23 protein-coding genes are annotated in these 19,441 nt (G+C 59.6%); 10 read left to right on the top strand and 13 right to left on the bottom strand.

Features of this window, described 5'->3' with window-relative positions; genetic code table 11:
* The first annotated feature begins 153 nt into the window (after positions 1-153).
* Positions 154-357, top strand: coding sequence for a hypothetical protein (locus J4E42_RS23250; protein WP_008035852.1), 204 nt, complete (start codon positions 154-156; stop codon positions 355-357).
* On the opposite strand, the gene J4E42_RS23245 is transcribed toward J4E42_RS23250, so the two are convergent.
* Positions 358-597: a DUF2789 domain-containing protein gene (locus J4E42_RS23245; RefSeq protein ID WP_207286270.1), complete on the bottom strand. Its 240-nt coding sequence runs from the start codon at positions 595-597 to the stop codon at positions 358-360.
* Positions 598-938: 341 nt separating this feature from the next.
* Between J4E42_RS23245 and J4E42_RS23240 the strand changes: the two genes are divergently transcribed.
* Positions 939-1,571: a hypothetical protein gene (locus tag J4E42_RS23240; protein WP_192417525.1), complete on the top strand. Its 633-nt coding sequence runs from the start codon at positions 939-941 to the stop codon at positions 1,569-1,571.
* Positions 1,564-2,142, top strand: a complete 579-nt coding sequence (locus J4E42_RS23235) for a hypothetical protein (RefSeq protein ID WP_008044092.1) — start codon at positions 1,564-1,566, stop codon at positions 2,140-2,142. Before J4E42_RS23240 ends, J4E42_RS23235 begins: the two co-directional genes overlap by 8 nt.
* A 174-nt stretch (positions 2,143-2,316) precedes the next feature.
* Here the strand turns inward: J4E42_RS23235 and J4E42_RS23230 are convergent, their stop codons facing one another.
* Together J4E42_RS23230 and J4E42_RS23225 are read right to left on the bottom strand one after the other, a co-directional pair.
* The gene (locus J4E42_RS23230) at positions 2,317-2,547 is read right to left on the bottom strand and encodes a hypothetical protein (protein ID WP_207286271.1); all 231 of its coding nucleotides are present in this window, start codon (positions 2,545-2,547) and stop codon (positions 2,317-2,319) included.
* Positions 2,548-2,705: 158 nt separating this feature from the next.
* On the bottom strand, positions 2,706-2,954 hold the full coding sequence (locus J4E42_RS23225; protein WP_192496340.1) for a hypothetical protein: 249 nt from the start codon (positions 2,952-2,954) through the stop codon (positions 2,706-2,708).
* 413 nt (positions 2,955-3,367) lie between these two features.
* Here J4E42_RS23225 and J4E42_RS23220 point away from each other — a divergent pair, with 413 nt between their 5' ends.
* From J4E42_RS23220 to J4E42_RS23210, 3 genes are all read left to right on the top strand, one after another.
* A complete protein-coding gene (locus tag J4E42_RS23220) occupies positions 3,368-3,838 on the top strand; it encodes a hypothetical protein (protein WP_008035847.1) in 471 nt (156 codons plus the stop codon).
* Positions 3,838-4,041, top strand: coding sequence for a hypothetical protein (locus J4E42_RS23215; protein ID WP_008035846.1), 204 nt, complete (start codon positions 3,838-3,840; stop codon positions 4,039-4,041). Before J4E42_RS23220 ends, J4E42_RS23215 begins: the two co-directional genes overlap by 1 nt.
* A gap of 116 nt (positions 4,042-4,157) precedes the next feature.
* Positions 4,158-5,171, top strand: coding sequence for an ABC transporter substrate-binding protein (locus tag J4E42_RS23210; protein ID WP_207286269.1), 1,014 nt, complete (start codon positions 4,158-4,160; stop codon positions 5,169-5,171).
* A 15-nt stretch (positions 5,172-5,186) separates the two neighbouring features.
* Here J4E42_RS23210 and J4E42_RS23205 read toward each other — a convergent pair whose 3' ends face one another.
* The 3 genes from J4E42_RS23205 to J4E42_RS23195 all read right to left on the bottom strand — a co-directional run bounded on the left by J4E42_RS23205 (position 5,187) and on the right by J4E42_RS23195 (position 8,289).
* Positions 5,187-5,555: a hypothetical protein gene (locus J4E42_RS23205; protein ID WP_207286268.1), complete on the bottom strand. Its 369-nt coding sequence runs from the start codon at positions 5,553-5,555 to the stop codon at positions 5,187-5,189.
* Positions 5,556-5,684: 129 nt separating this feature from the next.
* Positions 5,685-7,817, bottom strand: coding sequence for a TonB-dependent siderophore receptor (locus J4E42_RS23200; protein WP_207286267.1), 2,133 nt, complete (start codon positions 7,815-7,817; stop codon positions 5,685-5,687).
* A gap of 85 nt (positions 7,818-7,902) precedes the next feature.
* Entirely contained in the window at positions 7,903-8,289 is a 387-nt protein-coding gene (locus J4E42_RS23195) for a DUF2946 domain-containing protein (RefSeq protein ID WP_008029173.1), read from the bottom strand.
* A gap of 91 nt (positions 8,290-8,380) precedes the next feature.
* On the opposite strand from J4E42_RS23195, the gene J4E42_RS23190 reads away from it, so the two are divergent.
* Entirely contained in the window at positions 8,381-8,818 is a 438-nt protein-coding gene (locus J4E42_RS23190) for a DUF3995 domain-containing protein (protein ID WP_192417531.1), read from the top strand.
* 102 nt (positions 8,819-8,920) lie between these two features.
* Here J4E42_RS23190 and J4E42_RS23185 read toward each other — a convergent pair whose 3' ends face one another.
* The 7 genes from J4E42_RS23185 to J4E42_RS23155 form a co-directional block, all read right to left on the bottom strand.
* Positions 8,921-9,283: a Na+/H+ antiporter subunit G gene (locus tag J4E42_RS23185; protein WP_008029177.1), complete on the bottom strand. Its 363-nt coding sequence runs from the start codon at positions 9,281-9,283 to the stop codon at positions 8,921-8,923.
* Positions 9,280-9,558, bottom strand: a complete 279-nt coding sequence (locus tag J4E42_RS23180; RefSeq protein ID WP_008029179.1) for a K+/H+ antiporter subunit F — start codon at positions 9,556-9,558, stop codon at positions 9,280-9,282. The genes J4E42_RS23185 and J4E42_RS23180 overlap by 4 nt, the downstream gene beginning before the upstream one ends.
* Entirely contained in the window at positions 9,555-10,043 is a 489-nt protein-coding gene (locus tag J4E42_RS23175; RefSeq protein WP_207286266.1) for a Na+/H+ antiporter subunit E, read from the bottom strand. Before J4E42_RS23175 ends, J4E42_RS23180 begins: the two co-directional genes overlap by 4 nt.
* On the bottom strand, positions 10,040-11,725 hold the full coding sequence (locus J4E42_RS23170; RefSeq protein WP_207286265.1) for a monovalent cation/H+ antiporter subunit D: 1,686 nt from the start codon (positions 11,723-11,725) through the stop codon (positions 10,040-10,042). The genes J4E42_RS23175 and J4E42_RS23170 overlap by 4 nt, the downstream gene beginning before the upstream one ends.
* A complete protein-coding gene (locus tag J4E42_RS23165; protein ID WP_008029186.1) occupies positions 11,722-12,066 on the bottom strand; it encodes a Na+/H+ antiporter subunit C in 345 nt (114 codons plus the stop codon). The genes J4E42_RS23170 and J4E42_RS23165 overlap by 4 nt, the downstream gene beginning before the upstream one ends.
* Positions 12,066-14,984 carry a monovalent cation/H+ antiporter subunit A gene (locus tag J4E42_RS23160; protein ID WP_008043759.1) on the bottom strand — a complete coding sequence of 973 codons (2,919 nt, stop codon included), beginning with the start codon at positions 14,982-14,984 and terminating at the stop codon, positions 12,066-12,068. Before J4E42_RS23160 ends, J4E42_RS23165 begins: the two co-directional genes overlap by 1 nt.
* A gap of 973 nt (positions 14,985-15,957) precedes the next feature.
* Positions 15,958-16,977, bottom strand: coding sequence for a DMT family transporter (locus J4E42_RS23155; RefSeq protein ID WP_207286264.1), 1,020 nt, complete (start codon positions 16,975-16,977; stop codon positions 15,958-15,960).
* Between J4E42_RS23155 and J4E42_RS23150 the strand changes: the two genes are divergently transcribed.
* The 3 genes from J4E42_RS23150 to J4E42_RS23140 all read left to right on the top strand — a co-directional run bounded on the left by J4E42_RS23150 (position 16,972) and on the right by J4E42_RS23140 (position 19,436).
* Positions 16,972-17,535, top strand: a complete 564-nt coding sequence (locus J4E42_RS23150) for a helix-turn-helix domain-containing protein (protein ID WP_008043180.1) — start codon at positions 16,972-16,974, stop codon at positions 17,533-17,535. The genes J4E42_RS23155 and J4E42_RS23150 overlap by 6 nt on opposite strands.
* A 161-nt stretch (positions 17,536-17,696) precedes the next feature.
* Entirely contained in the window at positions 17,697-18,017 is a 321-nt protein-coding gene (locus tag J4E42_RS23145) for a hypothetical protein (RefSeq protein WP_008043182.1), read from the top strand.
* A 216-nt stretch (positions 18,018-18,233) separates the two neighbouring features.
* A complete protein-coding gene (locus J4E42_RS23140) occupies positions 18,234-19,436 on the top strand; it encodes an SfnB family sulfur acquisition oxidoreductase (RefSeq protein WP_207286263.1) in 1,203 nt (400 codons plus the stop codon).
* Positions 19,437-19,441 lie beyond the last annotated feature (5 nt).

Raw genomic sequence — 19,441 nt, 5'->3', positions numbered from 1 at the left:
GCCGCCATCACCGCAGCAACGGATATGCCCCCCAACCCCACCATTATTGCGATTCCAGCAACTAATCTATGCAACACAGTCGCTGTTTCCTCACACATGAACTCATTACCATACCTTCATAGTTAGGTTGCTAATGAAGTCAAAGAGGTCAGCATGCAAAGCAAAGTCGATGTCGCCGTCATGATCGGCAGCGGTGTGCCCGCCAGCTTACGGGCGCAGGGGCAGAGCGTCTGCTGGGTCGTGCTGCTGAACGGCGAACGCCGGGGGACGGCATTCTCCCGTCGCGATGAAGCGGAGGAGTGCAAGGCTGCCTGGTTGGCCCAATTAAGCGCCGAAGCCCCCGACAGCCTGCATTGACTAGTGAACCTGATGCATACGCAGATTCAGGTCATCAACCACCCGTGACCAATCAGCGTCCTCACGCAATTGTTCTTTCAGGAAACCGGCCTGCTGCGGCGTCCAGAACTCAGCATCAATGAGCTTTTTATCAAAGGGCATAGGCGAATGCCTGGCGATGAAGTCGTCGATGGCCTTCTCGCTGGAGTCCAGGCCGAGTTGGTCGAACAAGCCTTTCAAGTCGTGTGTAGGTGAATCCATCTGCATCTCCTTGAGGTCATTCAGTCGCATCGAGTGTGGAATCGGCAGTGCAGTGTCATTGCATCTGAGGGAGCCGCGCACCAAGAGTTCGATAGGGGTTTAGCAGCTTTCTCCGGAATCGCCACAATGATGGCAATGGGCTATTGTCTGTCGGGGCCTCAACGATTACGATGCTGTCGCGTTTTTGGCGTCACAGAGCCGCCATTCAAAGAGTTCGAACAAGGATGTAGGCGACACTCGCTCCCCAGGATTTCCGCCTTTCAGTGCTGAATTGCCCATCCCTTGCGCGATTTTCTTTCGAGTCGACGCGTCCCCGATCCCGTATGAAAAGGATGTAAGCAGTGAAGCGTCTTGTTTATCTGATGGCCATCGCGCTTGGCCTGTCGCTGACTGGTTGTGTGTCGTTCACACCGCTGGGCCCCATTGGCGAACCCTTGAACCCCGCGCCATCCACCCTTGATCGTAGTGCCGAGATCAGCGACGTCGTGATTTCCGCCCCCGATCTGGACGACAAGGTGCGTGTCGCCGGCAGCCAACAGTTGACCGAGCAGATCAGCGTCTATGTCGACAAAAGCGATTACTTCAAGCGAATCGTGGCGTTCCCGGCCAAGGCCGGTGAGGACGACGTGGTGCTCAAGTTCAACCTGACCTCGCTGGCAGGCAAACGCACCATGCACCCGGCTTACCTTCCAGGTGCGCTGTTGACCTTGACCCTCTGGATCTGGGTCGACGGTCCGATTTACGTCGACAAATACGACCTCGCGGGTGAACTGATCATCGAAGACCGTCAGGGCAAGCAACTGGCCAGGTCGGTCGAGAAGGTGAAGCTCGACAAGAATGTCGGCATGTGGAATGCCGATTATCTCAATCCCCGCCTGGGCGGTACTCAGCTGCGCGAATTGATCGCTCAATTGCTGGCCGGTGCCACCCCTCAACTGCGTCCACTGTCAAAGGAATTGGCTGCACATGAATAAGTACCTTTTGGTTTTGCTGTTGATGGCCAGCAGCGCCCTGACGGGCTGCATTTCCTACTCCCAGCACAACTTGCCACCGGTGGATCAGTGGCCACCGGCCCAGGCCCGGCAAGACAAGCCCAGTGCTTATCTGCACGTGACCATTCAGCAGAAGTTCAACGGCGAACTGTCGGGCGCCGGGGACAATGCGGCGCTGGTGGAAAAGAACATGCTGGAAACCTTCAAGGAATCCGGACAGTTCAAAAGCGTGACCACGGACAAAGTTGACTCGAACTTGTACGTCACGAGTACGTTGACCAACAACGAACAAGGCAATATCGCCAGTGCCTGGCTGACGGGATTCACGTTTTTCGTGATCCCGACTACGTACAGCAATACCTTCACGCTGGAAACGGTGTTCAAGGATCAGGAAGGCAACGTGCTGGGCAAAATCGTCAAGCAGGAGAGCACTCGCACCTGGTTGCAGATTCTGCTGATTGTCGGGGCGCCGTTCAATGAACGAGGGGACGTGTTGCTCAAGCACTTGACCCAAAGCACGCTGGATGAAGCGGTCAAGCGCAAGCTGATCTGATCGATTGTCGTTATGACGGCGTGCAACCTGTGCAAGGTTGGCACGCCGCTGACACCTCTCGGGCCGAGGTGCCGACCTTGTCGGCGAGGCCCGTTCTGGCCTGATACAGCGCGCTGGCGGTCATGAAAATCGCGCTACCCGGCGCCGGCTCCCGGACTTGCCCACCCCCCCATTTCAGGCTTTCAATGCCCCTGCATCGACCGCAAGCTTCAGTGCCTTGGCGGCTTCCTTTGCGGCGATTTCGGCGACGTCCGAGGTTTTGAACCAACGATCCTTCTCGACCTGGTGATACGTCACCGCGGTCAGCGGCGGTTTGGCGCGCATGACAATAACCGCCTGGAATTCGCCTTCGACTTCTCTGGCTTCGCCCCGGATAAAAAATTCACCGATATCAAATTCCGTCACGTAGCAGCCTTCCCCTGGAAATATCCTGTTGTGTTGAACGCCGTCCGACTTGGGAACGGGTTTCATTGGTTCGGCAGTATGGCAGTAGTTGCCTGCCGACGGCTGAGTTAAGTCGTCGGCATGACGAAACGTCTATAAGAAGGGACTGAGCGTAGCGCTTAGCGATGTAATTCGAGCTGGCGGGCGAGCGCGCATGCTTCGTTGTGGTCGCTGCGGAAACCCCTGACATGGCCAGTGGAAATTTCTTTGATGTGGAAGAACGCATTACCGGCCAGAACAACCTGAAAACGCGGTGTGGCAAGCGTTTCAGGGTCAAGTTCAGGGTGTTGAAACCCCGCCGCGTAGAGCGTCGACGGGTTGCTTGAGTAAGGCGCGAGGGGACGGGCGAAGTGTGTCAGGGTGCACATATGAAGTCCTTTTCGTTATTTTGCCGACGTGTGTACATCGTTTTGGGTAGTCTCGAAGAGCATCGCTGCTCTAGAATCACCGTCACTGGTGGGCGATTGATGGTTATCTAAAGCAATTTTTTGCCGGCGATATGTCGGAAAAGTGCTTTTTTTAAAGAGTTTTTTCCCTAAGGTTGGTAATCCGTTTTTTCTGGCAGTCAGAAGGGCTTTTTCCTTCAACCTCTGACGAACTCCAGGCAAGACGACGCGAGTGACTTTCCATTAGTCTTCTTACGCCTCGCGATGAATGAGCCCTCTGCTCGTTTCAGGATTTCAACACGGGTCATTTGGCGACACCTTCGGCATTGCCGCTTTTTTCTGCTGTGCGCTGTTTGCAGGCGTGCGGCATCATTTTCAGATGTGGGGATGTTTCCTTGGCAGTAAGTAATCTCGATATGCATGCTTTGTTCGTGCTGGGTGATTTGCGCGCAAAGCTGGTCAAGCAGTTCCAGTCACGTTTTGTTTACATCACCGAACAGAACGCTGAAGGCATTTACATTGCCGAGATCGACACCGAATCAGCACTGGTGGTGGACGACAAGCCAGGCCTGAAACTTAAAGTCGGCGATCATTTCAGCGCTTCGGTTTTGCCCAGTCGCGAAGGCGGCAAGCTAGACATCAAGTTCCGCGAAATCAAACTGACGGTGTATGGCCTGGGCGATTACGCGTTCGTGACCACCGCCGACGGTCACGGGATCGTGTTCAAGGAAGGTCACAGCGTGGTGATGGTATTTGCCGCCCACCAACAATTGCAGGAAGGCCTGACCAAAACCCTGAAAGCCGTGACGGCCAAGGCCGCCAAGTGGCGCAAGGGTGAACTGGTAACCTTCAAGGCCAGCGAGTAATGCCCCTGACCCGCGCCGATTTTCACATACAGAACCAGGCCAGCGCCCAGGTGGAGGCCCAGCGACTGTTCGAACAGAAGGCCATCCTGCAAGGGGCCTGGCTGGGGTGGGTGGCGTCGCAGATCTACACGTTACGCCCGGCGGAATACGCCAGCATGGTCAGAAGAGAGCTGGCGCGCTTGCAGGAAATTTCCGAAAAATAATCCTCGCCCCTCGAAAGCAGGAACCTCTACTACAGTCAGTTGACTGAGTATTTTGAGGCTTGCGGTCTTTATCAGGCCATCCTGCTATTGCTGTGAACAGCACGAGGTGCAAAAGCATGAACGGATTTCGACGGTTGCTGGCCACTGTTCTGGTCGCTTTCGGTCTGGGTTCACCCATTCCGGTATTCGCCGCCCAGGCGCCGATCCACTTCGCCGACCTGAACTGGGAAAGCGGCAGTCTGATCACCGATATCCTGCGGATCATTGTCGAGAAGGGCTACGGGCTGCAGACCGATACCTTGCCGGGAACGACCATCACCCTGGAAACCGCCCTGGCCAACAATGACATTCAGGTCATTGGCGAAGAATGGGCCGGTCGCAGCCCGGTCTGGGTCAAGGCTGAAGCCGAAGGCAAAGTCGCGAGTCTTGGCGATACGGTGAAGGGCGCCACCGAAGGCTGGTGGGTGCCCGAATACGTGATCAAGGGCGATCCGGCCAAGGGTATCAAGCCGCTGGCCCCCGGCTTGCGCAGTGTCAGTGACCTGCCGAAATACAAGGACGTTTTCAGTGACCCGGAAAGCCCGGGCAAGGGGCGCTTCCTCAACAGCCCGATCGGCTGGACCTCGGAGGTGGTCAACAAGCAGAAGCTCACGGCCTATGGCTTGAACGACAGCTATGTGAACTTTCGCAGCGGCTCCGGGGCGGCGCTGGATGCGGAAATCAGTTCGTCGATCCGTCGTGGCAAGCCGGTCCTGTTCTATTACTGGTCGCCTACGCCCTTGCTCGGGCGCTTCAAACTGGTTCAGCTGGAAGAACCGCCGTTCGATGCCGAAGCCTGGAAAACCCTGACCGACGCCGACAACCCCAATCCGAAACCGACGCGCTCACTGCCCTCGAAGCTGTCGATTGGGGTGTCCACACCGTTCCAGAAACAATATCCGCAGATTGCCGAGTTCTTCAGCAAGGTCGATTTCCCCATCGGCCCGTTGAACAAGGCGCTGGCTGATATGAGCGAGAAACACACTCCACCGCGCCAGGCGGCGGAGGCGTTCATGAAGGCGCACCCGGATGTGTGGCAGGCGTGGCTGCCGAAGGATGTGGCGGATAAAGTCTCCGCCGAGTTGAAATGATGGGTGCCGCTGATATCACCGGACTGTAGGAGCCAGCTTGCTGGCGATGGCGGCCTCCAATTCGATGCCGAACGCTCGGGCCTCATCGCCGGCAAGCCGGCTCCTACAGTGGGTCGTGTTGTTCACCTTATTCAGGCTAGCCACAACATCCCTTGTAGGAGCCGGCTTGCTGGCGATGGCGACCTCGAAATCGATGCCGAACGCTCGGGCCTCATCGCCGGCAAGCCGGCTCCTACAGTGGGTCGTGTTGTTCACCTTATTCAGGCCTGCCACAACACCCCTTGTAGGAGCCAGCTTGCTGGCGATGGCGGCCTCCAATTCGATGCCGAACGCTCGGGCCTCATCGCCGGCAAGCCGGCTCCTACAGTGGGTCGTGTTGTTCACCTTATTCAGGCCTGCCACAACACCCCTTGTAGGAGCCAGCTTGCTGGCGATGGTGGCCTCGAAATCGATGCCGAACGCTCGGGCCTCATCGCCGGCAAGCCGGCTCCTACAGGGAGTGTGGATCGAGCACTAAAACCGGGTTTGCACGGCCAGCTCAAAGGTCCGCGGTGTACCCAGGTAATACGCCGGCGACACGTGCGCAAACTCGGCATACACCTCGTTGGTCAGGTTGCGTACCCGACCAGTGACGGTGGTGCGCCGATCGACCTTGTAGCTGAGAAACGTGCCGTAAAGCGTGTAAGACGGCACGGTCATCGTGTTGGCGCTGTCGGCAAACACCGAGGCGACGTACCGCGCATCGACACCTCCTTGCCATTGCGGCGCAAAGTCATAGGTCAGCCACAGATTGCCGACCCGGTCCGGCACGTTGGTCGGTGTGTTGCCCTTGCGTGAAACCACCACACCCGCAGCATTCTTCTCGGTGAACTCGTCGTACTGAGCGTCAACCCAGGCAAAGTTACCTTCGGCCAACAGCTTGTCGGTGATCCGCAACGAACTGGCCAGCTCGATGCCTTTGGACGTCTGCTGGCCCACTGGAATGCTTAGCGTCGGGTCCAGCGGATCGGTCACCGCGAAGTCTTTGCGCTCAATCGTGTACGCCGCCAGCGTCGCCGAACCGCGACCGTCCAGGTAGTCGAATTTGCTGCCGACTTCCCATTGCTTGCCGGTCGAGACATCAAAATCCTGCGTGCCGTTGGGTTGTTCGGCGGCGGTGCTGTATTGCACATAGACGTTGGCGTCAGGGATGAACTGATAGGTCAGGCCGACGCGACCAGTCACAGGTTCCCAGCTACGTTTGAGATGACGTGGATTGCTGGCGGTCACTTCCCGGTGGTTGGTCACGTCCAGATCGATGTCGTCGTAACGCAGCCCGGTCAGTAACGACAATTTATCGGTCAGCGCCAGGCGGTTCTCGGCGAACAGTGCCTTGGTGGTGACTTCGTTGGTCTTGTCGCTGACAAACCCCGGCCGGGTGCCCGGGATGTCGTAGAAATGCCCCGGCTGAAAGTTGTTCGGGTCGACCGTGCTCGCGCCTTTGACGTTCAGCGGCGAATTGGTGGTCTGGTTGACCTTGTACTCGAAACCGCCGGACCAGGTGGTGTCCAGGCCAAACAACGTGTTGTCGTGACGCAGTTCGAACTGGTTGCCGTTCTGCTCGCCCTGATGGCGCACCTGATACGCCGTGGAACGGTTCACCGCGCGGTTGTTGGCGCTGTACTGATAGGTTTCCAGGTTGCGGTAATCGCGCTGACTGTCGAGGTGATAAAGCGTGTTGCGCAGGGTGGTGCTGTCGTTGATCCGGTAATCGATGATCGAGCGCACCCAGATCGTACGCTGCTCGTAACGGCCGTCCTCGACGTTGTAGTTGTTGAAGCGGTTGTGCTTGTCGATCTTCAGTTCACCGGCCTTGGGATTCAGCACCGGCGTGCCCCAGTACGGACTGTCTTCGTGTTCATCCTGATATTCCAGGGCCAGGGTGTGGGACAGGTTTGGCGTCAGGTCACTGAGCAGCGAAAACGCCACGCTCCACGCATCGCGCTCCTGGCGATCAATGTAGCCGTTGCCGGTGTTGTGGCTGACATCCAGCCGCGCGTAATGCTGCACATCCGCACCGGCTTCACTGAGCGCGTGATTAAGGCCGAACGCGGTCTCGGTGGTGTCGTAACTGCCGTAGCTGACCCGGCCTTCGACCGCTTGCTCTTCACGGGTCGCCAGTTTGGTCACGTAGTTCAACGAACCGCCCACGGAGCCGGCGCCATTGATCAGCGATGATGGGCCGCCCACCAGCTCCACCCGATCATAGATCCACGCATCCACGGGCCGGGCAAGGCCGCCGGAGACGTTCACGCCATTGAACATCTGGGTGATCTGGCTGCTGGTGAAACCACGGTAGGAAACGAACCCGCCGAAACCCGGCGGCGCACTGGCATTCACACCGGGCAAGGTGTTGGCGGCGTCCTGGAAGTTCTGCGCGCCGTGGCGTTCGATGTCGTTGCGGTTGGCAATCGCCACCGACGCCGGGGTTTCACGCACGCTCAGTCCCAGTCGCGAGGCCATGCCGCTGGATTGGTCCAGGCTCAGACCCGGCTCGGCGATGGCTTCGCCATCAATGGTGATTGGTGCGAGGTCCACTGTGGATTGTGCCCAGGCGTTAACGGACAGGCAGCCGATCAGGCTGGCCAGCAAAGGAATGGTTTTCATCGATGAATCCTGAATGCTTGCTAGGAAACAGCGCACAGGCGAACGCCTCGCGTTGGCGAAGTGAGCTGATTGAATGGCGAAGGATTCAGGCGAACGGCGGGGCGCGGGGGTTGGCCGAAGGCCAGGTGAAGCGGGCAGGGAGGTCAGCGTTGGCGACGACCGCCAAGGGTGGGCTGTGTGTTTGCGGGAGGATCGCCAGGGTCAGGCTGGAATTGAGCGCCGGGCCCATGCCGCCGGTGGAGCACAACGGGCAGCCGAAGGCTTTCGACAGGGTCGGCAGTTGCTCTTCGGACGTGTTTGAGGACGCAGGTGCCTGAGTGCGCGGGTCAACCGTACAGAACTGGCCACCGAGGCCGTTGAGCTGCGCCCCGACCATTTGCCCGTGACCGATGCTGCAGGCGAACACATTGAACAGGACGCAGCAATAAAGCATCCATGCAATGAGTGAGCGATCGGTTCGGGCGAGTTTCATGGGGCGGCACTTTAACATCGTTGATCATTCGCGCACTTCTAAAAATGCCGACTAGGATGATTCTGTTAAATACTTTTCTAGGATCCTCGACATGACGTTTGTGTTGGCTCAAGGGCTGGTTACGATCTTCGCGGTGATCAGCCTGATCCATGTCTACTGGGCGTTGGGTGGCCAGTGGGCTGCCGTGGCGGCCGTGCCGCAGGTGCCGGTGGAGGGCAGCGCGAGATCGCAGCCTGCGTTCAAGCCCTCGGGGTGGTTGACGTTGCTGGTGGCTTTCGGTTTGCTGCTGATTGCAGCGCTGGTGTGTTTGCGCGTTGGCTGGTGGGTGCCGGCGGTGTCCCATCAATCGCTGCAATGGGTGATCAGCGCAATCGCCATGCTGATGTTCGCCCGGGCGATCGGCGATTCGAACCTGGTGGGGTTTTTCAAGCAGGTCAAGGGATCGGAATTTGCCCGGCTGGATACGTGGGTGTATTCGCCGTTGTGTGTGGTGTTGGGGGCGGGGTTGTTGGTCGTCGCGTGGATTTGAAAAGCATCGCCGGCAAGCCGGCTCCTACAGGTGAACACAAACCCCTTGTAGGAGCCGGCTTGCTGGCGATGAGGCCCGAACAATCAACACAAATCCCCGGATTTAACTCCCACTCTCAGTCCGCCGACTACTCACCTCGGCCGGCACATCATCCCCCGCCATACGCTTGCGGAACAACGCCGCCCGCGCCAGCAGCAGCGTGGTCACCGGCACCGTGATTGCCAACAGGATCGGGATCAGCCAGGCATGCAGCACCGGCCCGGACTTGAGCGCCGAAAAGTAGATGATCGACCCCAGCGCCACGCACCACGCACCCAATGTCGAGGCCAGCGCCGGCGGGTGCATGCGCTGGAAGTAATCCTTCATCCGCACCAGCCCGATCGCCCCGATCAGCGCAAAAACACTGCTGAGTACCAGCAGGATCGCCACCGGGATTTCCACCCACAGAGACAGTTCAGCGTTCATTCGATCACCTCGCCACGCAGCAGGAATTTCGCCAGGGCAAACGAGCCGACGAAGCCGAACAGCGCGATCAGCAGCGCCGCTTCGAAGTACGTGTCACTGGCATAACGAATACCCAGTGTCAGCATCATCAGCATCGCGATGATGTACAGGTAATCCAGCGCCAGAACCCGGTCCTGCGCCGACGGCCCTTTGAACAGGCGGATCAGGGTCAGGACCATCGCCAGCGAAAAAATGAACAGGCTCAGCAGAACCGCATTCGACAGCAACGGGCTCATTCGAAAATCTCCATCAACGGGCGTTCGTAAGTCACCTTGAAATGCTCGATGAACAGCGCTTCGTCATCCAGATCGAAGACGTGCAGCAACAAAATGCTGCGGTCCAGCGCCAGTTCGGACCAGACCGTACCGGGCACCACCGTGCAGATCATCGCCAGTGCCGCCAGGCCGTTGGCGTCGCGCAAATCCAGCGGCACCTTGATGAACCGCGAGCGCGGCGGGCGTCGACCGGCGTTCAAGACACCCCAGGCCACAGCAAGGTTGGAGACCAGCACGTCGCGACCGACGATCAAGAACAAACGCAGAATCACGCCGGGACGCCGAATGCGGATCGGCAGGGGGCGCAACTTGCGCATCATCAACGGCGCGCAAAATCCGAGCACGGCGCCCAGTAGCAGATTGCCGGGGCTTATCGACAGGTTCAGCACCAGCCACAACAACCACAGCGCCAGCGACAACCAAGGTGCAGGAAACAGACGCTTCATGGTTGCACCTCCGCGAGTGCGGCTTTGGCTTCCGGGCTTGGAACTGCGCGAGTCCCAAGCACCGCCATCACGTACTGCTGGGGGTTATTCAACGCCTGCGCGGCGGCCTGGGTGTAACTCAGCAACGGCTCGGCCTTGAAGGTCAGCAGAATGCTCAGGCCCAACAGCGCGATGATCGGCACGCATTCGAGCCGTCGCAGCAAGGGTGATGGCCGTTCTTCAGGCGTCCAGAAACGCTGGATGCCCAGGCGCGAGAAGGCAATCAACGACGCCAGCCCGGAGAGAATCAGCAACGCCAACAAACCCCACGCGGCGTTCGACACCGGTTCATCCGCGCCATTGCCCAGGCCCAGCGGGTTGAGCAGGGCGTGCAGTAAACCGAGTTTGCCGATAAAGCCGGACAGCGGCGGCATGCCGATGATCAGCAACGCGCAAGCGATGAAACTCAAGCCGAGAAACGCCATGGTCCATGGAATCACCTGGCCGACCACGGCTTTCTGTTCATCGTCGAGGTTGATGCCTTTGGGCGGTTGCAGGGATTCCATCGGCCGCGCAATCAGGTCGGCGTCATCGAACAACGGCATTTCATTGGCCGAGCGCGAACGTTCGATCAACTCGGCCAGCAGGAACAACGCGCTCAACGCCAGGGTCGAGCTGACGAGATAGAACAGCGCCGCGCCGATCAGGTTCGGCTGGGCGAAACCGATGGCCGACAGCAGAATGCCCGCCGACACCAGAATGCTCAGGCTGGCCATGCGCTCCAGACGTTGCGCGGCGAGGATCGCCACGGCGGCGCAGACGATGGTTGCCATGCCGCCGTAGATCAGCCAGTCGCCGCCAAAATACGCCGACGCGCCGGCCTGGCCGGAGAACAGCAAGGTCCACAGGCGCAGCAAGGTGTAGACGCCGACCTTGGTCATGATCGCGAACATCGCCGCCACCGGCGCGCTGGCCGAGGAATAGGCCGGCACCAGCCAGAAATTCAGCGGCCACATCCCGGCCTTGGCCAGGAACGCCACGGCGAGAATCGCCGCGCCGGCATGCAGCAAGCCGCGATCGGCTTCCGGCACCAGCGGGATTTTCAGCGCCAGGTCAGCCATGTTCAGGGTGCCGGTGACGCCGTAGATCAGCGCCGCGCCAATCAGGAACAGCGAAGAGGCCAGCAGATTGATCGAGATGTAATGCAACCCCGACGACACCCGCGCCCGGCCCGAACCGTGGAGCATCAGGCCGTAAGATGCCGCCAGCAGCACCTCGAAAAACACGAACAGGTTGAACAGGTCCGCCGTCAGGAACGCGCCATACAAACCCATCATCTGGATCTGGAACAGCGCGTGGAAACTGGAACCGGCGCCGTCCCATCGGGCCATCGCGAACAGCAGGGCGCTGACGCCGATGATCCCGGTCAGTACCAGCATCAGCGCGGACAGGCGATCGACCACCAGCACGATCCCGAACGGTACTTGCCAGTTGCCCGGCAGGTAGACGCCGATGGAGCCGGGCACATCAGTGGTTTGCGTCCATTGCAGCAACAGCACGGCGATGCCCAGCCCCAAGAGGCTGGAGAGCAGGTTGATTTTAGCCTTCAGCGGGCGGTGCTTCTCGCCCAGCATCAGCATGATGGCGGCGGTCAGCAGCGGCAACAGAATCGGTGCGGCGATCAGGTGCGTCATCGCATTCATTCTTTAGGCTCCCGGCCATCCACATGGTCGGTGCCGGTCAAACCACGCGAAGCCAGCAGCACGACGAGAAACAGCGCGGTCATGGCGAAGCTGATCACGATGGCGGTCAGCACCAGCGCTTGTGGCAGCGGGTCGGTGTAATGCAACAGATCTTGCGGCACGCCGTCCTTGATGTTCGGCTCTTTGCCGATGAACAGACTGCCCATGCTGAAGATGAACAGATTGACGCCGTACGACAGCAGGCACAGGCCCATGACCACCTGGAACGTCCGTGGCCGTAGCACCAGCCATACACCGGACGCGGCCAGTACGCCGATGGCGATTGCGATGACTTCTTCCATCAGACGGCTCCTTTCGTGGCGACGGATCTGGGCTGGGCAGCGGTTTTATGGCCGCGTACCGATTGGTGGCCGAGGGCGGTGAGGATCAACAGCGTCGAGCCGACCACCACCGAGTACACGCCGATGTCGAAGAACAGTGCGCTGGCGATGTGAATGTCGCCCAATACCGGCAGTTCGGCATGCCAGGTGTGGGTGGTCAGGAACGGATAGCCGACCGCCATCGCCCCGAGCCCGGTGACCGTGGCGAACAGCAAACCGGTGCCCATCCAGCGCAGTGGTCGCAGGCTCATTTGTGCCTCGACCCACTGCGTGCCGGCGACCATGTATTGCAGGATGAACGCCACCGACATCACCAGCCCCGCGACAAACCCGCCGCCCGGCTGGTTGTGGCCGCGCATGAACAGGTAGATCGAGACCACGAACGCAATCGGCAACAGCATGCGCACCAGCACCGCCGGGACCATCATGAAACCGAGCGCGGTGTCGCTGGCGTGACGTGGGTTGACCAGATCGGTGACCACGTCGGGCGCGAGCAAGCGTTGTTGCGCCGGCAGTTGCAGGCTTTCTTTCGGCGGGCGGAAGCGTCGCAACAGCGCGAACACGGTCAGCGCCACAGCCACCAGCACGGTGATTTCGCCGAGGGTATCGAAGCCACGGAAGTCCACCAGCATCACGTTGACCACGTTGCTGCCGCCACCTTCCGGCAGGGCTCGGCTGAGGTAGAACGAGGAAATATCGTTGGGCGTCTGGCGCGTCAGCATTGCGTACGACAGCAACGCCATGCCGCCGCCGACAGCGATCGACAGCAGCAAGTCGCGCAGACGCCGGATGCGTGCCTTGCGCAGGCTGCTCGGCAGCGGCGAGACCTCTTCGATCCGTCGCGGCAACCAGCGCAGGCCCAGCAGGATCAGCACCGTGGTCACCACTTCAACCACCAGTTGCGTCAGCGCCAGATCGGGCGCGGAGAACCAGACGAAGGTGACGCAGGTCATCAGCCCACAGACGCTGACCATGGTCAGGGCCGCGAGCCGGTGATACTTGGCTTGCCACGCCGCGCCGAGGGCACAGGCAATCGCCAGCAGCCACAAGGTCACGAACACGATCGAGCCCGGAATCTTCGGCCGGTCACCCCAGCTCAGGCTGCTGTGCAGCATCGGGATCAACCCGGCCAGCACGGCGGCGAGCACCATCAGGAACAGCTGGGTTTGCAGGCGTCTGGTGCTGATCCGCCGCTCCAGGCGACGGGCCAGGCGCATCATGATCACCAGGCTGCGCTCGAACAGACGCTTGCCGTTGAACAGGCCAATGACCGGCGGGTATTTGAAACGCCCGTGCTTGAACTGGTTGCGCAGCAGCAGGTAGAGCACGATGCCGCCGGACATGGCGACCAGGCTCATGATCATCGGCGCGTTCCAGCCGTGCCAGATCGCCAGGCTGTATTCAGGCAAGGTGCCGCCAACGACGGGCAGGGCAGCGGCAGCCAGTAACGAGCCGACCACTTGTGCCGGGAAAATCCCCACGATCAGGCAGGTGAACACCAGCAATTCCACCGGTGCACGCATCCAGCGTGGCGGTTCGTGCGGGGTGTGCGGCAGGTCGGTGGCGGTCGGGCCGAAGAACACATCAACCGTGAAGCGCAGTGAATAGGCGACGCTGAACGTGCCGGCGATGGTCGCGACGATGGGCAGGGTCAACTCGATCCAGGCGGTCGCGTTGATGAATACCGTTTCGGCGAAGAACATCTCTTTCGACAGGAAACCGTTGAGCAACGGCACGCCCGCCATCGAGGCACTGGCGACCATGGCCAACGTCGCGGTGAACGGAATCAGTTTGATCAGGCCGCTGAGTTTGCGAATGTCGCGGGTGCCGCTTTCGTGGTCAATGATCCCGGCGGCCATGAACAGCGACGCCTTGAAGGTGGCGTGGTTGAGGATGTGAAACACGGCGGCCACGGCAGCCAGCGGACTGTTCAGGCCCAGCAGCAGGGTGATCAGGCCGAGGTGGCTGATGGTCGAGTACGCGAGCAGGCCTTTGAGGTCGTTCTGGAACATCGCGCAGTACGCGCCGAGTAACAGGGTGCAGGCACCGGCGCCGCTGACGATGTAGAACCATTCCTCACTGCCGGACAACGACGGCCACAGCCGCGCCAGCAGAAACACCCCAGCCTTGACCATGGTCGCCGAGTGCAAATACGCAGAGACCGGTGTCGGCGCCGCCATCGCGTGTGGCAGCCAGAAGTGGAAGGGGAATTGCGCGCTTTTACTCAGGGCGCCGATCAGAATCAGGGGAAGCAGAAGAGGGTAGAGGGCATGTGCGCGAATCAGATCGCCGGCGGCCAGGACCTTATCCAGGTCATAGCTGCCGACCACATGGCCAAGCAGCATGACCCCCGCCAGCAGGCACAAACCGCCCGCGCCGGTGACCATCAGCGCCATGTAAGCGCCGCGTCGCGCATCGGCGCGGTGGTGCCAATAGCCGATCAACAGGAATGAAAAGAGGCTGGTCAGCTCCCAGAAAAACACGATCTGGATCAGGTTGCCGGAAATCACCAGGCCGAGCATGGCGCCCATGAACGCCAGGAAAAACGCGAAGAACCGCGGCACCGGGTCATCCGGCGACATGTAATAGCGGGCATACAACGACACCAGCGTGCCGATGCCCAGCACCAGCATCGAGAACAGCCAGGCAAACCCGTCCATGCGCAGAACGAAGTTCAGGCCGAGGCTGGGTAGCCAGAAAAACTCTTCGCGAATGACGCCACCATCGGCGATCTGCGGGTACAGGAGTGCGACCTGGACGGTGCCTATGAGGGCAACGACGCCAGCCAACAAAGATTCAGTGTTACGCGCGTTGTGCGGCAGCACGGCTGCCAGACAGCTGCCGACAAAGGGCAGAAGCAGTAGAACTATCAGGGACATAGGCTTCTAATCTGCGGAAGTTTGTGAAGCATCATACGTGCCAGTCCCCGGATCACCAAACGGCAAGCTGTGGCAGAATCCTACAAGGTAGACGGAAAAAGCCTGATTCACATTGTTTCAGGGGGCTGTGTTCAGCGGGGCTGGACCCTTTGTGAGCCGGCTTGCTCCCACAGGTTAAGGCGAGGTTTTGCGGATACATCCGATCCCTTGTAGGAGCCGGCTTGCTGCGGGCGGCGTTCCGACGATGGCGTCCTAATGGCCGGCGTGTTTCTTTGATGGTGTACATATCCATTGCTGCGGTGACGGCCACTTATGGTTTCGCCCTTACGGCGAGTCACTTGGAAAAGCCCCAAGTAACCAAGGGCTCTTGCCCCTTTCGTTCGGTGCCTCGCTAATGCTCGGCATGCCCTCGCTCCGGTCCTGCTCCGTGGGCGCGCCGCCATCGGCCATCCCTGGCCGGGGACGGCTAACCCGGCATCCATGCCGGGTTGCCCACTGCGCAGAACCTGCGCTCGGCCTCTCGAGGGGGCGCTCAGATCAAAAGCTGAAGGCGAGCTAACGCTCGGCCTGATGAGTGGTGGAAATCAAAAGCGTATGGGATTCCCTGTAGGAGCGAGGCTTGCCCGCGAAAAACGTCCGGACAACGCATTCATTCAGACAGCCCGCGTTATCGTTGACGTCCATCGCTGGCAAGCCGGCTCCTACAGGAGGGATGTGTACATGGCGACCAGCAACACCGGAATATCGCAATCATTGTTGGTCTTCGGTATGTGCAGGTTCATGTGTCACCTCCCGCTTGAGCGGCGTGCATGCCGTCAATAGAGGCCTGTCCCCGTGAGCGCGGTGCCGATCATATGTTTGGCATGTTCCGCAGCGTCGAGCAGCGGGATGTCGGGTTGTACGGCAAAGCGGTGAAGGTCGATGTGGTCGCAAGGGGTGAAGACGATTTATCAGGCGCTTCAAATCTTGAGACTTACCCCTGAGTTTCCTGCTCCAACTCTTCCTCGACCGCAGCAGCCTTACCCTTGGTCTTCAACTCACTCACAATCACTGCCGCCACAATCAACCCCGCGCCCACCAACGCAATCGCCGGCAACCGCTCCCCGGCGATTCGCCCAACGATCCCGGCCCAGACCGGTTCACCGGCATAGATCAACGTCGCCCGCGTCGGAGAAACGCTCTTCTGCGCCCAGTTCATCGCCACCTGAATCGCCGCACTCGCCGCACCGAGGCCCAGCGCGCTGCACAGCAAAAACCATGAAAAGTCAGGAATGACTTCCTGAGTCGGCACCACCAGCAAGAACGACAACACCGAGGTGGTCGCCAATTGCACCACTGTCACCCGGCGCACATCGACCTGGCCCGCGTAGGTGCTGATCAGAATAATCTCCGCGGCAATCGCGATGGCGCTGATCAGCGTGGCGATTTCACCCGGACTGAAATTGAACGATGCACCCGCGGGCCCTGACAGCAACATCAACCCGGTAAACGCCAGCATGATCCCGATGCTCGGCATCAACCCCGGACGCCGCCCCAGCACCAGCCATTGCAGCAACGGCACGAAGGGTACGTACAGCGCGGTAATAAAGGCCGACTGACTGCTTGGAATGCTCTGCAACCCGACGGTCTGCAAACCGTAACCGAGCATGATCGCCACGCCGATAAAGGCGCCGGCCTTGAGTTCGAACAGGGTCATTTCCCGCAGATGACGCCAGGAGAACAGGGCGACGATGCACGCGGCTGCGGCAAAGCGCAGGCCGACGAAGAACATCGGGCCGCTGACGGTCATCGCGTGCTGCACCAGCAAGAAGGTCCCGCCCCAGACCATGGTGATCAACACCAGCACGCACTCGGCCTTGCTGAATTTGCGGGAAGAAGCCAGGGAGGAATTCAACGACGTCATGACCTTGCGCGCTACCTGAGGGCGACGCACAATGCGCCGAATGTTGCGCAGTATACTGCCCAACTCCGACAAGTGAGCAATATAGTGCACAAAGATTCAACGCAGCGGGCTTCGGTCCTTCAGCACGTCAGCCTGAACGTTCGGCGCCTGCGCCACGCCGCCGACATGAGCCAGACCGCGCTCGCCGAGAAGTCCGGGGTCAGCCGCCGGATGCTGGTGGCCATCGAGGCCGGCGAGAAGAACGTCAGCCTGACCACCCTCGACCGCGTGGCCGAAGCGCTGGATGTGGCCTTCAGCGACCTGATCCAGGCGCCGGACGCCCGCGACCCGAGCCGCATCAATGAAGTGGCCTGGGCCGGGGTGATTCCGGGCAGCAAAGCCGTGTTGTTGTCCAAAGCCACCGCCACCCGCGAAGTGGAACAGTGGGAGTGGTGCCTGCAACCGGGGGAGATTTATCCGTCGCAACCGGATGCAGAAGGTTGGAGCGAACAGATCTACGTGTTCGAAGGTTGCCTGACGCTGATGGTGCGCGACACGCCACATAACATCGGCGCGGGGGAGTTTTTCATGTTCGCCAGCAACCAGCCTCATTCCTATCGCAACGATGGGGACGTGGCGACGCGATTTGTGCGAAATGTGGTGATCTGATTTCGGATACCGCTCATCTGAAATGATGCGCTACCTGTTATTTATGACAGTAGGCGGGCGGGGTGATTGTTCTTTAAATATCGTTCAGTACGTTGTACTCGTGACTTGCCCTGACTGCCGGGTAGGGTTTGCCCGACCGTCCACTGAACGGAGTTGGATAAATGGCTTTATTACCAGCGCTCCAAATGAAAGAAGCTGTAGGTGGGGTGATTAAACTTACAGATGTTCCGGCGGATGGCGCTACGGCCCTCATTCCTGAGCCCGACAATAATTTTCCCCGTGAAGATGTCAGCGTATTTATTGAGCGTCAGGAGTATCTGCTGAAGCTCGGCGTGCCGACCGATGGTTATTATCAAGTAAAAGTACCAAAAAGTACTTTGCTTGATCATGTAGGGCCGAACAAACAGTTCAAATACATCATCTGGCATGACGCGACCGGAGACCTCTCTGATTCAATAAATTACGAGATCTTGCGTTCTTGATTGAGTGGAATAACAAAGCGCTCGACCTCTATGAAAGGGGCGAGCGTTTTGCTGTCAGAAGTGTTTGTCGAGCAACAGTAAATCCACAGATTGTCTCGCTTCATTTAGTTAAGTCATTTAAGTTTTGTCGGTAACGTACTGATTAATAAGGATTCAAAATATTGGCACGACTTCTGTAGAGGTGTTTGGGTATTCACCTGACGCTGGAGTCGCGTAATGACAATCTCAGCCCAACCCCCTCGCACCGTCCACGTCATCCATTCGGATGCCGAGGCAATCGCCGTCGCTCACAAACTCGCTGCACGCTTCGCCGTCGAGGCCAGCGTACGTGATCGCGAGCGCCGCTTGCCGGTCGCCGAACTCGACGAGTTTTCCGCCAGCGGCCTCTGGGGCATCACCGTTCCCAAGGCATACGGTGGCGCCGGCGTTTCCTACGTGACCGTCGCCGAAGTGATCAAGATCATTTCCGCCGCCGACTCTTCCCTCGGCCAGATCCCGCAAAACCACCTCGGCGTGCTCGACATCCTGCTGCAAACCGCCAGCGAAGAGCAGAAGCGTTACTACTTCGGCAAAGTCTTGCAGGGTTACCGCTTCGGCAACGCTTTCTCCGAGTCCAAAAGCAAAAACGCCGGGGCCTTCGAAACCCGCATTCGTTTCGACAAAGACTCCGCGCAGATCGACGGCGAGAAGTTCTACTGCACCGGCGCGCTGTTTGCGCACATCGTCCCGGCGGTGGCGGTCAACGAGCAGAACCAGGCGTTCATCGCGTTCATCGAGCGCGACAATCCCGGCCTGACCGTGATCGACAGTTGGGACGGTTTTGGCCAGCGCACCACCGCCAGCGGTGGCGTCACGTTGAATGCGGTTAAGGTGCCGTTGAGTGCGGTGATCCCTGCTCACAAAGCGTTTGACGAACCCACTGCGGACGGCCCGATTTCACAGATCATTCAAGCCGCAGTGGACACCGGCATCGCCGTCGGCGCGCTGGAAGAAACCAAGCGCTATGCCCGTGAATCCCGGCCATGGATCGACAGCGGACAGGATCACGGTTGGCAGGACCCGTTCAGCATCGCCGCCATCGGCGATCTCGAATGGCGGGTCCACGGCACCGAAGCGATCCTCAAGAAAGCCGGGCAAGCCATCGACGCGGCGTTGCTCAATCCCAATGAAGACACGGTGGCCCACGCCTCGGTGGTGGTCGCCCAGGCCAAAGTCCTGTCTGCCGAAATCGCGCTGCTCGCCAGCAGCAAACTTTTCGAACTGGCCGGGACCCGCTCGGTGCTCGGCAAGCACAATCTCGACCGCCACTGGCGCAACGCCCGCACCCACACGCTGCACGACCCGGCCCGCTGGAAATACCACCTGATCGGCAACTACCTGCTCAACGGCGTCAAGCCTGCGCGCCACGCCTGGAACTGAGGAGT

Origin of the sequence: Pseudomonas sp. FW300-N2A2, assembly GCF_017351735.1 — a bacterium.
GTDB lineage: Bacteria > Pseudomonadota > Gammaproteobacteria > Pseudomonadales > Pseudomonadaceae > Aquipseudomonas > Aquipseudomonas migulae.
This window is presented reverse-complemented; position numbering and strand designations above follow the sequence as displayed.

Coding starts and splice junctions, on each gene's coding strand:
- J4E42_RS23250 (WP_008035852.1), top strand. CDS start 154: ATGCAAAGCAAAGTCGATGTCGCCGTCATGATCGGCAGCGGTGTGCCC.
- J4E42_RS23245 (WP_207286270.1), bottom strand. CDS start 597: ATGGATTCACCTACACACGACTTGAAAGGCTTGTTCGACCAACTCGGC.
- J4E42_RS23235 (WP_008044092.1), top strand. CDS start 1,564: ATGAATAAGTACCTTTTGGTTTTGCTGTTGATGGCCAGCAGCGCCCTG.
- J4E42_RS23225 (WP_192496340.1), bottom strand. CDS start 2,954: ATGTGCACCCTGACACACTTCGCCCGTCCCCTCGCGCCTTACTCAAGC.
- J4E42_RS23215 (WP_008035846.1), top strand. CDS start 3,838: ATGCCCCTGACCCGCGCCGATTTTCACATACAGAACCAGGCCAGCGCC.
- J4E42_RS23210 (WP_207286269.1), top strand. CDS start 4,158: ATGAACGGATTTCGACGGTTGCTGGCCACTGTTCTGGTCGCTTTCGGT.
- J4E42_RS23200 (WP_207286267.1), bottom strand. CDS start 7,817: ATGAAAACCATTCCTTTGCTGGCCAGCCTGATCGGCTGCCTGTCCGTT.
- J4E42_RS23195 (WP_008029173.1), bottom strand. CDS start 8,289: ATGAAACTCGCCCGAACCGATCGCTCACTCATTGCATGGATGCTTTAT.
- J4E42_RS23190 (WP_192417531.1), top strand. CDS start 8,381: ATGACGTTTGTGTTGGCTCAAGGGCTGGTTACGATCTTCGCGGTGATC.
- J4E42_RS23185 (WP_008029177.1), bottom strand. CDS start 9,283: ATGAACGCTGAACTGTCTCTGTGGGTGGAAATCCCGGTGGCGATCCTG.
- J4E42_RS23180 (WP_008029179.1), bottom strand. CDS start 9,558: ATGAGCCCGTTGCTGTCGAATGCGGTTCTGCTGAGCCTGTTCATTTTT.
- J4E42_RS23175 (WP_207286266.1), bottom strand. CDS start 10,043: ATGAAGCGTCTGTTTCCTGCACCTTGGTTGTCGCTGGCGCTGTGGTTG.
- J4E42_RS23170 (WP_207286265.1), bottom strand. CDS start 11,725: ATGAATGCGATGACGCACCTGATCGCCGCACCGATTCTGTTGCCGCTG.
- J4E42_RS23165 (WP_008029186.1), bottom strand. CDS start 12,066: ATGGAAGAAGTCATCGCAATCGCCATCGGCGTACTGGCCGCGTCCGGT.
- J4E42_RS23160 (WP_008043759.1), bottom strand. CDS start 14,984: ATGTCCCTGATAGTTCTACTGCTTCTGCCCTTTGTCGGCAGCTGTCTG.
- J4E42_RS23145 (WP_008043182.1), top strand. CDS start 17,697: ATGGCTTTATTACCAGCGCTCCAAATGAAAGAAGCTGTAGGTGGGGTG.
- J4E42_RS23140 (WP_207286263.1), top strand. CDS start 18,234: ATGACAATCTCAGCCCAACCCCCTCGCACCGTCCACGTCATCCATTCG.